Source organism: Streptomyces sp. NPDC058221, assembly GCF_042882365.1.
In the GTDB taxonomy this organism is placed as follows: domain Bacteria; phylum Actinomycetota; class Actinomycetes; order Streptomycetales; family Streptomycetaceae; genus Streptomyces.
The window spans coordinates 64,812-76,317 of record NZ_JBHVWF010000023.1; the positions used below are offsets into that span (position 1 = coordinate 64,812).

The window sequence follows — 11,506 nt, forward strand, 5'->3', positions numbered from 1 at the left end:
GGCAGAACGCGGTCACGTTCCGAGCTTGCGCCCGTACACGTACACGTCGTCGCCGTTCTTCAGCAGGTTCCAGTATGACTTCGCGTCGGCGGTGCGCATGTTGACGCAACCGTGCGACCCGGGCGGATTCCACATCTTCAGGCCCACCGCGTGGAAGGCCTGCCCGCCGTCGAAGAACTGGGAGTAGGGCATCGACACGTCGTAGAGCGTCGAGACGTGGTTCTTGTGCTTCCAGAAGATCTTCTTCGCTCCGGTGCGGGTCTCGTACCCGTCCCGCCCGGTCCGCACCGGCACGGGCCCGAACGTCAGCTTGCTGCCGTCCTGGATCCAGCTGATCTGCCGCGTCAGGTCCACGCACGCGATGCGCCCCTTGTTCGTGGGGCACTTCCTGGCCTTGTCGGGGTTCTTCCCGGCGGCCTTCTGGGCGGTGAGCGTCTGCATGGTGCGCCAGGTGACGGGACCGGCGTAACCGATGGCGGGCGTGACTCCGTAGGTGTTCTGGAACGACCGGATCGCCTCGCAGTCGGCGGGGGACTGCCTGCCGTCCACGGTCCGGTGCAGATACTTCTCGGCCTGCTTCTGGTTCGGCCCCTTGGACGCCGTGCAGGACGCGGCCTGCGCGGATGTGCCGGTACCGAGGACGACCGCCGGTATCGCGGTCAGCCCCGCGACGGTCAGTACGAGCCCGCGCCGCAGCCGTACGCCACGTATTCGATGTATGTGACGTATGCCCTGAATGTCTTTCATGTTCCCTATGACTCTCATGAACGCCAACTCCCCTTCGCGCGCAGTGCGGTGGTTCTGACTGCAGGACGCACGTCGGGGAGTGGTTGGTTGTGCGGAGTATGTCTCGGTTCGGTATGTCTCGGCTCTGAACTCTACGTCTCAGTTCTGGACGGACAGCACCGCCGCGGGCCGCCGCCGCTCGATGCGCGCGGCCCGCGTCCCGTACAGGGTGATCGAGACGACACCGAGCACCGCGAGCAGTCCCAGCGTGACCGTGCCCGCCCAGCCGCCGGCGTGGAAGGCGACCGCGCCGAGCGTGCCGCCCGCGCTGGAGCCGAGGTAGTACGCCGACTGGTACAGCGCCGACGCCTGGGCCCGGCCCTTGGTCGCCGTACGGCTGACGGAGGACGAGGCGACCGCGTGCCCGGCGAAGAAGCCCGCAGTGATCAGGACCAGACCGAGCAGCACCGCCGCCAGCTGGTCGGCCAGCGAGAGCAGCAGACCGGCGGCCGTGGTGGAGACGGCGAGGTACAGCGCACCCCGGCGCCCCATCCGGGCGACGAGCTTCCCCGCCGCGGCGGAGGAGACCGTACCGACGAGATAGACGAGGAAGATCGAGCCGACGACACCCTGCGGGAGGTTGAACGGCGCTTCGACCAGCCGGTAGCCGATCACCGTGTACACCGCGCCGAACACCGTCATGAACAGTGCGCCGATCGCGTACAGCCGTCGAAGCAGCGGATCGGCGAGGTGCCCGCCGACGGTCTTGGCCAATGCCTTCGGGTTCAGCGAACCGGGGGTGAAGTGCCGGGCCCTGGGGATCATGAAGTGGAAGACGACGGCGCAGGCCACGGCCAGCAGACCGACCGAGGCGAGCGCGGCCCGCCAGCCCCACAGCTGGGCGACCCAGCCGGTGAGGATACGGCCACTCATCCCGCCGATGCTGTTGCCGGCCACGAACAGCCCGATCGCCGCGACCAGCGCCTTCGGCCGCACCTCTTCGGCGAGATACGCCATGGCTGATGCGGGCAGCCCGGCGAGCGCGGCGCCCTGAACGGCCCGCAGTGCGATCAGCCAGCCCAGCGACGGCGCGAACGGCACGAACAGCCCGACCACCACCGCGACGACCAGCGAGGCCGTCATCATCTGCCGCCGTCCGAACCGCTCGGACAGCGCACTCATCGGCAGCACACAGAGCGCGAGGGCACCCGTCGCCGCGGAGACCGTCCAGCTCGCCTGCCCGGCCGTGGCGCCGAAGGACGCGGAGACGGCGGGCAGCAGCGCCTGGGTGGAGTAGAGGAGTGCGAAGGTCGCGACACCGGCGGCGAAGAGCGCGAAGCTCATCCGGCGATAGCCGGGCCCACCGGGTTCGAGCCGGTCCGCGGTGGCGGTCTCGGCTGCGGTGACAGTGCTTACGGGGGACGACGGGGTCGAGGCGGCCACGACGATGGTGGACGCCCCGGTACTGGCGGGAGGCATGCAAAGAACCTAGGCCGCCCCCTGTTCATGCGTCCAATGCACAAACCCCCGATAATCAATCCCATGGCGCATCAGTACAGCTCACAGCCGCGGCTGTCACCGAGCAGTTACGAAGAAGACATTCGCGCGGTCCTCGCGCCGCGCCTCGCGTACTTCGAGGCCGTCGCCCGCCACGAGCATGTGACGCGCGCCGCACAGGAGCTGGGAGTCCCGCAATCCACGCTCTCGCGGGCCATGGTCCGGCTGGAACAGGACCTGGGCGTCGCCCTGTTCGCCCGCAAGGGCCGCACCGTCGCCCTCACCCCGGCCGGCCGCACCTTCCTGGGCTCCGCGGAACGGGCGCTCGCCGAGGTGGAGAAGGCCGCCGACTCGGTACGGGCCGACGCCGACCCCACCGCGGGCAAGGTCGCCTTCGGCTTCCTCCACACGATGGGCTCGGAAACCGTGCCCGCCCTCATCCGCGCCTTCCGCGCGGACCACCCCCGGGTCCGCTTCCAGCTCGTCCAGAACTACGGCGAAGCCATGATCGAACGCCTCCGCGCGGGCGGCCTCGACCTCTGCCTCACCTCACCCGTCCCGGACGCCCCGGACCTGGTCGCCCTGCGCCTGGACGAACAACGCCTGCGCCTGGTCGTCCCCGACGACCACCGCCTGGCCACCCGCCGCCGCATCCGCCTGGCCGAGGCCGCCGACGAAACCTTCGTCACCCTGGAACCCGGCTACGGCCTGCGCCGCATCACGGACGACCTCTGCACGGAGGCGGGCTTCGTCCCCCGCGTCGCCTTCGAGGGCGAGGAGGCGGAGACGTTGCGCGGCCTGGTCGCGGCCGGCCTGGGCGTGGCACTGCTCCCGCCTCCGGCGGTGGCCCGCCCCGGGGTGGTGGAACTGACGGTGACGGCTCCGCGGGCCGCCCGGGAGATCGGCGTGGCCTGGCTGGACGGCCACCCGGACACCCCACCGGTGGCGGCGTTCAAGAAGTTCCTGCTGTCGCGGCGGGGGCATCTGCTGCCGGACTGAGAGCTCAGGGGGCGGGGGTGGCGGACGCGTACGCGGTGAAGCGCGACCAGGCGGTGGGGGAGACAGCGAAAGGGGTGCGGGCGGTGTCCTTGGAGTCGCGGACGTGGACGGCGCCGGGGCTCAGGGCGATCTCGATGCAGTTGTCGCCGCCACTGCCGCTGTAACTGCTCTTGTACCAGGTTGGTTCGGTACTCATAGCGCTCCTAGCATCTGCTTCAGCAGGCCTGCCGAGGCCTCGTGGCTCAGCGCCTGTGAGCGCATCTTGCCATAGCGCTGGAGCATGGCACTGACCACTTTCGGGTCAGTGAGAAGAGTGCTGCTGTCATGACCCTCGACGTAGCCGAACCAGCTGTTGGCGGGAGTCTCCGCGAGGTACATCTGCCCGTCGATGCCGGAGTGATCCGGCTGCTTGAGCGGCATGACGAGAATCTCGACATTGCGGCGCCGGCCCTGTGTCAGCAGGTTGTCGATGAGTGCAGAAGTGACCTGCGTTCCGCCCAGCTGACGTTCAAGGACGGCTTGCTCGATGATGAACGAGAAGGAGGTGTTGGGGCGCTCGGGCAGAAGATCCTGCCGCGCGAGGCGCGCGGCCACCTGCTGCTCGAACTGGTCCTCCGACAGAGGCGGAAGCCTCCGGTCGAAGACGGCCCGGATATATCCCTCGGTCTGCAACAGCCCCGGAATCCCCCGGCACTCATACGCGTACAGCGTGATCGCCTCTTCCTCGATCCCCGCCCACTGCAGGAACCACGAGGCCAGGCCCGCTTTCCGTCGCAGGCTCCGCGCAGCTGCAGTGAGGACCTTTCCCGCGACGGGACCCAGCGCCTCAGCTGCCCGCTCCGGGAGGGAATCAGGCGGGAACCGCTTGCCCTGCTCGATCTTGGCGATGTAGGCCGGCGAGTACCGCACCCGGGGCGCGAGCTCCTCCTGGGTGAGGCCTGTGGTCTCACGCAGAGCCTTCAGGACGGCGCCGAACGTCCGGAGGCCGTCGGACAGTTCGGTCTCGCTACTTGCCATGGTGCTGTCGTGGTCCGCCGTCATCGCCGCCCCGTCTCCACGCATCGATCAACCCAGCCAGGGTTACGGAACGTTACCCGCCCAGTCCAGGGGGTGAACCAGTACAGCCGGATCTGTATGGGCGTCGTTCCTGCTGGGAGCCGGGGGAGGGGCGGGAGGCTTGGCGCATGACAGCACTGCAAGCCCAACCGTCCGTCACTGCACGTGTGTTCGTCCAGAGGTGCTCGGCCACCCGCCTCGGCGCCACTCTGGCGCGCCGCCTGGTCGTGTGGAAGCTCGACACCTGGGGGTTTCCGTACGGCACCCGGCTCTCCGACGACGTGGCCCTGCTCGTCGCGGAACTCGCCGCCAACGCGGTCCTGCACGGACGCGTGCCCGGGCGCGACTTCGAGCTGCGGCTCGTGTACGCGCACGGAACGGGCGTCGTGCGGATCGAGGTGTCCGACACCCACGAGCGGTGGCCGGAGCTGTCCGCCGTCGAGCAGCCCGACGCGGACGCCGACGGCGGCCGGGGTCTCCTGATCGTCGAGGCCGTCGCGGCCCGCTGGGGAGTGAGCGACCGGGTGGGGCCGGGCAAGACGGTGTGGGCCGAGACGGGGCCGGCAGGCGCGGCGGCGGAAGGAGCCAGGTGACGTCGGATTGTCGCCAGTCTCTTCGCCTCCGGCCCACTACGGTCGGGGCATGTCACGCCGAGGCAGCATCATCGTCCAGAACGCCTGGAAAGCGTTCGCCAGCCATGACGCCGACCGGATCGCCGGGGTGTTCACCGAGGACGCCGAGTGGATCGCACCGCCGGGCAACGCCACTGCCGTGGCCCTGGAGACCCCCAGCCACATGGTCGGCAAGAAGGCGATCGTGCGATTCCTCGCCGATGACTTCCCCCGCTTGTTCGTGCGCGACGTCAGCGTGACGTTCCACGGGATCCACGCCGACGGACCCCGGGTGATCGTGGAGGAGACCATGACGGCGACGCTGGCGGACGGCAACCACTACGCCAACGACTACTGCCTCGTCTTCGAGCTACGGGACGGGCTGGTCCACCGGGTCCGCGAGTACATGGACACGGCCCGCGGGCACCGCATGATCTCCGGACGGGCTCCGGAGCAGCCGTCCGCACCTGGCCACGGGGGGGCCTGACGGTCGAAAAGCCATCACTGCGCCGGGCTCCGGGCTATGAGCAATCGCTCCTCGCCGAGCGTGCCTGCGAGCGTCTGCTCGTCGAGTTCCTTCGGCGTCTCGACCTCGGGGATCCGAGCAGCGGTGCGGAGCTCCGCACGCCCGACAGGTCTGGGAGTGGCCTCATGGCGACCGCATGGTGCAGGGGCGCGAGGCCCTTCGCGACTCCTTCGGTTCGCGGCCCGGGGGACCGGCTGTCGCGTCGGCCGGCCACGGACATCCTGGTCACCCTGGAGTCCGCGGCGAAGGCCACCGCGACCTCCTGCTTCGCCGTCAACCGGGTCGACGGCTGCACGGGCGGCATGGTGGCTCCGCTGCCTCCCGCGGACATCGGCCACTACGAGGACACGTTCCGGAAGGCCGAGGGCCTCTGGCTCCTCGACCACCGGGTGACGTACCTGCCGTTCGGTGGCGAGACCGTGCATCTCGGCCACCCCGGCCGGTCGTAACCACCTCCCTCAACGGACCCGTCCGACGGGCCGGGGCCGCCACCCCTACCGCTTGAACGTCACTTCCTTGGAGTCCTTCTCGCGGTCATACGTGCCGGCGAAGCCCCAGTTCTTCCAGCCCCCGTCACCGTTGTTGATGACGGTGCCGTTCTTGACCGAGAAGATGTCGACCCCGTCCACCACCGCGATGTGCTCCAGCCCGGACACCCCCGAGAAGGACAGGTCGTTGAAGTTCTTCGTCGCGATGATGTTCGTGTCGGGGAAGGTGCGGCTGTACTCGTCGATCAGGGACTGGTTCAGCTCGGCGTCGTCGCCCGGCTTCTTGCCGGAGTAGTCGGTGCCGGGGTACGTCCCCTCCGTGTACTTCGGCGCACCGTCGTTGAAGTTCACCGACTCCGATCCCGTGGAGGTGGAGTCGGCGTCCAGGTCAGCCGGTTCCGGCTTGTCGAAGGTGGCCACCTTGTCGTCGCGGGTGGCGTCGCCGTAGTAGGCCCAGTTGATGTAGCCGCCGTCGCCGTCGTTGCTGAACTTGCCCTTGTCGAAGACGTAGACGTCGAACACGGCGCGGCCCGAGGCGATGTTGTTGCCTTCCTCGTCCTCGGTGTATTCGTTCGAGTTCAGCCGGTAGCGGCTCTGGTTGATGAACGAGTCCGGCTTGTCGATCCAGTGCGAGGACTGCTCCGAGTGCATCGCGACCACGTTGTAGTCGGGGTAGCAGCGCCGCATGTCGTTCACGAGCATCCGGACCGCCTGGGCCGAACCCTCGTTGTCCAGCGGGGAGTAGGTGTTGTAGTAGCGGCTGCGGTCGGGCGGCTCCTCGCCCTCGATCTGGCAGCCCTCGTCGCCGGGCTTCCAGTCCTTCTTCCGCTTGGGTCGGGGCGGGTTGTCGAAGGTGACGGTGCGCCTGTCGTCGCTGATGTCGTAGTAGCCCTTGAACGCGCGGTTCTTCCAGCCGAGGTCCGCGTCGTCGTCCCAGGTGAACTTGCCGGTCTTGAAAGCGTAGACGCGGTACGTCGTGCCGCTGATCTCCACGGTCGAGATCATCGCCGCGCCGTCCATCTGCTGCAGATTTCCCTCGTGCGGCTGCGCGATGACGATGTTGTAGTCCGGGAGGCAGTAGGACAGGTCGTCGAGCGCCGCCTTGACCCGCTTCTCCTTGTTCTTCTCGTTGTTGACCTTGTCGATGATGAAGTTGACCAGGTACGAGTACCCCCAGGCAGCCGCCGTGCTGGTGGGTCCGTTGCCCGGAACGGAGACCTTCGAGTTCGACGAGCGCTCGCGCGGCTCGAAGCACAGGCTGGGCAGCGCGTTGCCCTTGCTGTCGCTCGGCTTTTCGGTGGAACCGTCGTCGGGCTTTCCGCCCGGCACGCCACCGGAGTCGTCTCCGTTGTCGGGGGCTGATGCCGGCTCGACGGATTCGGTGGGTTCGTCGGGGTGGGAGTCGTCGTCGCCGGTGTCGTCGACAGCGTTGTCATCGGCGCATTCGCCGCCGCCGCCCGTTGTCGCCGCGATGCGGCAGATCTGCACGTGCGCGGAGCTGGTGATGTCGCCGCCGATGGTCACGGCGACGATCGCGCCGACCACGGCGACCACGACCCCCAGCATGGCCAGATACTCGATGGCCGACTGCCCGGTGCTCGTGCGTACGCCCTGACGTATCCGTTGACTGCTGTTCACGTCTCACCTCGTCGTGGCTCGCCCCCGAGGAACCGGGGGCGGCAGCCCGCCGGGATACGAACGTAGCGACGAGGTAGGGACCCACCGACAGTGTCCAAAGGCCCACGGCGGGGCCCAAATCGGTGAGTGGGCCTTAACGGGCGCGGTGACACCGCGAAGCGGGCGCCGGGCCCGGCCGTTCGGAGGGCGCTCGAACGTGGCCTTCGGTACAGCCGGACCACCGGCCGGCGAGCGGCTCGTTGCCCTGGCCCAACCAGTGCAGTCCCGGGATGAAGCGGTTTCTGTCAGGGGACGGCATCGGGTGAGTCATGATCATCCCGATGTTGTCATGGCCTTGTAACTGCGCTTCTCTGCGGGTCACGCCATCGGGCAAGGTGGTGGTTGATCAAGCATGCGACCGGTTGGCCGCATCGTTGCTACCAGTCGAGGGACCCCACCATGCTTCGCAGCCACCGCCGCAAGACCGCGCTCACCACCACTGCACTGCTGGCTACGGCGCTGCTCCTCACGGCCTGTCAGGACGGGAACGAGGAGGACGCCGCCGCGTCGAACAGTCCCGCGGTGTCGGATTCGGCGGCCAAGGGCGAGTCCGGCGGCAAGGACAGCGCCACCGCGCAGCCGGACAAGGCCTCGGGTGGCAAGGTGACCGGCAGCTGGGCCGGCACGGTCTCCTTCATGGCGTCGGGCAAGTACATGGTGACCCGCAAGGGTGGCACGGGGCAGGCGTTCTTCACCTCGGAGGACACCGACATCGAGGGTGCGGGCAAGATCTGCGGCGACGCGGACGGCCAGGCCGCGACGCCTTGCAGTGAGGACGACCTGGAGGCCGCGTCCAAGAAGGGCTTCGGGGCCACGGTCGAGCTCAAGGACGGTGTGGCGGTGAGCATCGTCGAGGACCACGCCGACAGCGGCGGCGGGACCGACAAGCCGGGCAGCGACGACTCGGGCAGCGATGAGACGGCCGGGCTCGTCACCGGGACGCTCGGGTACATGGCGCCGGGCAAGTACATCCTGACGAAGCGGCTCGATGGCGGCTCCGACCGTTCGTTCTTCACCTCCGAGGACACCGCCATCAACGGCGCCGGATGGATCTGCGGTGGCGAGGACCAGCAGTCCACGACGACGCCCTGCAGCGAGGACGACCTCGAGGCAGCCGCCAAGAAGGGCGGCATCATCGTCGTCGCCGACATCAAGGACGGCGTTGCCACCACCATCGACGAGAACCACAACTGATTCCGGCGGGTCCGGGCCTGCGTGGGGCGTGAGCCGGCGCAGGCCCGTTCTGCGTTCCGGCCCGGGTGCGCGTCCGTGCGGTGGGCGGTGCGGGGGAGGCCACTGCCTGAAGCGGTCGTGCACCGGGCGCAGTTGCGAACGTGGCCGTGCGTGACCCGAACGCGCCGCTCCCGTGGGCGTGCCCCGGCAGGGCGGCCGGCCCGTTCGGGCCCGCCCCCCTCAGCGCCCCAGTGACTTCCCGAACCCCGCGGCCAGTGGCATCCGCAGCCCCAGGGGCGGCGGGGCCGCGAGTGCGTCGGCGACCGGGCGGGCGTAGGCGTGGGAGAAGAGCGAGCCGCGGATGAAGTCCGCTGCCAGGGCGGCGACTTCGGAGTGGTGCTGACGCAGGGCGTGGCCGTCCGAGTGCACCTCGAAGCGGCAGGTGTTGCGGTTGGACTTCTTGGCGCGCTCCGCGAGCCGGAAGGAGAGCTCCGGGTCGGAGCGGGCGTCGTTGGTGCCGTGCACCAGCAGGACCTGACGGCCGACCAGGTGTTTCACCGGCTCCGGCTCGGCGTCCGGGTCGCCGGGCAGCCACGGGGCCAGGGCGAGGACCGCGCCGACCGCCGGATGACCGCCCGCGCGGAGGGCGGCGCGGCCGCCCATGCCGTGGCCGGCCAGGCAGACGGGGACGTCGCCGTAGCGGCGTACCACCTCGTCCACCGCCCACTCGGCGTCCGCCGCGAGCTGTGCGTCCGTCGTGTTCCAGCCGCGGCAGCGGTAGCGGACGACATGCGCGGTGAGCCCGTCGTCCCGGCCCGCGCGGGCCAGGGTGCGGGCCAGCGGGATCTGGAGGGCGTGCGACAGGGGGGAGGGGCGGCGGTGCGAATGGGGCTCGCCGTCCGGGAGCAGCAGAACCACGCCGCTGACCGCAGTCGGTGCTCCGGCCGTTCTGACGGCCCGTCCCAGCCTCGCAGCAGGCAGGGGTAGTGCGCGCTGTGCCATGACGTAACAGTCTCAGAAGTACGGGTGTACGCCACCCGTATTCGCGGTCACTGTTACGCATCGACGAGCGGCGCTCTACGCGCGTAGGCGTTAGAGTGCGTGGATGATGAGCCCGACCCTCAATGTGCCCGGCCAGGATCAGATCCGGCGTGCCCCCAAGGTCCTTCTCCACGACCACCTCGACGGCGGACTGCGCCCCGGGACGATCGTGGACCTCGCCGCGGCGAACGGATACGAAGGACTTCCGGAGAGCGAGCCGGACAAGCTGGGCATCTGGTTCCGCGAAGCCGCCGACTCCGGGTCGCTGGAGCGGTACCTGGAGACGTTCGCCCACACCTGCGCCGTCATGCAGACCCGTGACGCGCTGGTCCGGGTGGCCGCCGAGTGCGCCGAGGACCTGGCCGCGGACGGTGTCGTGTACGCCGAGATCCGGTACGCCCCCGAGCAGCACCTGGAAGCCGGGCTCTCCCTCGAGCAGGTCGTCGAGGCGGTCAACGAGGGCTTTCGCGAGGGCGAGCGCCGGGCCCGCCGGGACGGCAACCGGATCCGGGTGGGTGCCCTGCTCACCGCGATGCGGCACGCCGCCCGTTCGCTGGAGATCGCCGAACTCGCCAACCGCTACCGGGAGCAGGGCGTCGTCGGCTTCGACATCGCCGGAGCCGAGGCGGGCTTCCCGCCCACCCGGCACCTCGACGCCTTCGAGTACCTCAAGCGCGAGAACAACCACTTCACCATCCACGCGGGCGAGGCCTTCGGGCTGCCGTCGATCTGGCAGGCCATCCAGTGGTGCGGCGCCGACCGGCTCGGCCACGGTGTGCGCATCATCGACGACATCGAGGTCGCCGAGGACGGCAGTGTGAAGCTGGGGCGCCTCGCCTCCTACGTACGGGACAAGCGCATCCCGCTGGAGCTCTGCCCGACCTCCAACCTGCAGACCGGTGCCGCCGCCTCGTACGCCGAGCACCCGATCGGGCTGCTGCGCAGGCTGCACTTCCGGGCCACGGTGAACACGGACAACCGGCTGATGAGCGGTACGAGCATGAGCCAGGAATTCGAGAAGCTGACCGAGACATTCGGATACACGCTCGACGACATGCAGTGGTTCACCGTCAATGCGATGAAATCAGCATTCATTCCTTTCGATGAACGTCTGGCGATGATCAGTGACGTCATCAAGCCCGGATATGCCGAGCTGAAGTCCGAATGGCTCTTCGAGCAGACCGCTGCGACCAGCGTTTCCACCTCGGTCGCCGGCTGATCGGGCACGGTGCGGTAAACGGCCGGGAAGGCGAATCCCGGCCGTTTTCGCGTGTTGTCGATGTTTGCGGGACGGGCAGTGGGCTGACTACGTTGCAGAGCCGCTCACATCCCCTTCCCCAAGGATGAAATTCACATGAAGCAGTCTGCTGTCAGGACTCTCGGCGTCGCCGCTGTCGGTGCCGCTTTCGCCGCTGCCGCCGCCGGTACCGCATCCGCCTCCGCGCTGCCGATCGACACCGCGACCGGCGCCCTGCCCGTCGCCGGCACGCTGGCGGACGCCACCTCGACGCTCCCGGTCCAGGACACCGCCACGGACCTCCTCGGCACCAGCCAGACGGAGGTCGTCAAGGACGTCACCGCTCCGGCCAAGGGCCTCCTCGGCGGTATGCCCACGGGCGCTCTGAACACCGGCGGTCTGTCGGCCAACGGTCTGCCGCTCGGCCGCTGAGACCCGTACGACACACGCCTGTGGGCGGTCACCCCGGCCGGGG

12 protein-coding genes and 1 pseudogene are annotated in these 11,506 nt (G+C 69.1%); 7 read left to right on the forward strand and 6 right to left on the reverse strand.

The annotated features are described in order from the left end of the window. Positions 1 to 12: 12 nt before the first annotated feature. Entirely contained in the window at positions 13 to 747 is a 735-nt protein-coding gene (locus tag ACFVW8_RS10760) for a L,D-transpeptidase family protein (RefSeq protein WP_389688282.1), read from the reverse strand. A gap of 138 nt (positions 748 to 885) precedes the next feature. After that, positions 886 to 2,205 carry an MFS transporter gene (locus ACFVW8_RS10765; RefSeq protein ID WP_389688284.1) on the reverse strand — a complete coding sequence of 440 codons (1,320 nt, stop codon included), beginning with the start codon at positions 2,203 to 2,205 and terminating at the stop codon, positions 886 to 888. A 63-nt stretch (positions 2,206 to 2,268) separates the two neighbouring features. Here ACFVW8_RS10765 and ACFVW8_RS10770 point away from each other — a divergent pair, with 63 nt between their 5' ends. Then, positions 2,269 to 3,222: a LysR family transcriptional regulator gene (locus tag ACFVW8_RS10770; protein ID WP_389688286.1), complete on the forward strand. Its 954-nt coding sequence runs from the start codon at positions 2,269 to 2,271 to the stop codon at positions 3,220 to 3,222. Positions 3,223 to 3,226: 4 nt separating this feature from the next. Here the strand turns inward: ACFVW8_RS10770 and ACFVW8_RS10775 are convergent, their stop codons facing one another. Beyond that, a complete protein-coding gene (locus ACFVW8_RS10775) occupies positions 3,227 to 3,418 on the reverse strand; it encodes a DUF397 domain-containing protein (RefSeq protein ID WP_389688288.1) in 192 nt (63 codons plus the stop codon). Beyond that, complete coding sequence (locus ACFVW8_RS10780; protein ID WP_389688290.1) at positions 3,415 to 4,263, reverse strand: Scr1 family TA system antitoxin-like transcriptional regulator; 849 nt, start codon at positions 4,261 to 4,263, stop codon at positions 3,415 to 3,417. The genes ACFVW8_RS10775 and ACFVW8_RS10780 overlap by 4 nt, the downstream gene beginning before the upstream one ends. Positions 4,264 to 4,406: 143 nt before the next feature. Between ACFVW8_RS10780 and ACFVW8_RS10785 the strand changes: the two genes are divergently transcribed. The 3 genes and pseudogenes from ACFVW8_RS10785 to ACFVW8_RS10795 all read left to right on the forward strand — a co-directional run bounded on the left by ACFVW8_RS10785 (position 4,407) and on the right by ACFVW8_RS10795 (position 5,864). Then, a complete protein-coding gene (locus ACFVW8_RS10785; RefSeq protein ID WP_389688292.1) occupies positions 4,407 to 4,871 on the forward strand; it encodes an ATP-binding protein in 465 nt (154 codons plus the stop codon). A gap of 49 nt (positions 4,872 to 4,920) precedes the next feature. Beyond that, on the forward strand, positions 4,921 to 5,376 hold the full coding sequence (locus ACFVW8_RS10790) for a nuclear transport factor 2 family protein (RefSeq protein WP_389688294.1): 456 nt from the start codon (positions 4,921 to 4,923) through the stop codon (positions 5,374 to 5,376). A 17-nt stretch (positions 5,377 to 5,393) separates the two neighbouring features. Continuing rightward, positions 5,394 to 5,864, forward strand: a pseudogene (locus tag ACFVW8_RS10795) (nuclear transport factor 2 family protein). A gap of 45 nt (positions 5,865 to 5,909) precedes the next feature. On the opposite strand, the gene ACFVW8_RS10800 reads toward ACFVW8_RS10795, so the two are convergent. Continuing rightward, the gene (locus ACFVW8_RS10800) at positions 5,910 to 7,541 is read right to left on the reverse strand and encodes a hypothetical protein (protein ID WP_389688296.1); all 1,632 of its coding nucleotides are present in this window, start codon (positions 7,539 to 7,541) and stop codon (positions 5,910 to 5,912) included. Between the two features lie 438 nt (positions 7,542 to 7,979). On the opposite strand from ACFVW8_RS10800, the gene ACFVW8_RS10805 reads away from it, so the two are divergent. After that, on the forward strand, positions 7,980 to 8,774 hold the full coding sequence (locus tag ACFVW8_RS10805; RefSeq protein ID WP_389688297.1) for a hypothetical protein: 795 nt from the start codon (positions 7,980 to 7,982) through the stop codon (positions 8,772 to 8,774). A 219-nt stretch (positions 8,775 to 8,993) separates the two neighbouring features. Here ACFVW8_RS10805 and ACFVW8_RS10810 read toward each other — a convergent pair whose 3' ends face one another. Beyond that, positions 8,994 to 9,671, reverse strand: a complete 678-nt coding sequence (locus tag ACFVW8_RS10810) for an alpha/beta hydrolase (protein ID WP_389688299.1) — start codon at positions 9,669 to 9,671, stop codon at positions 8,994 to 8,996. A 187-nt stretch (positions 9,672 to 9,858) separates the two neighbouring features. Between ACFVW8_RS10810 and ACFVW8_RS10815 the strand changes: the two genes are divergently transcribed. Beyond that, entirely contained in the window at positions 9,859 to 11,013 is a 1,155-nt protein-coding gene (locus tag ACFVW8_RS10815; protein WP_389688300.1) for an adenosine deaminase, read from the forward strand. A 135-nt stretch (positions 11,014 to 11,148) separates the two neighbouring features. Beyond that, entirely contained in the window at positions 11,149 to 11,463 is a 315-nt protein-coding gene (locus ACFVW8_RS10820) for a hypothetical protein (RefSeq protein WP_389688302.1), read from the forward strand. Positions 11,464 to 11,506: the final 43 nt, after the last annotated feature.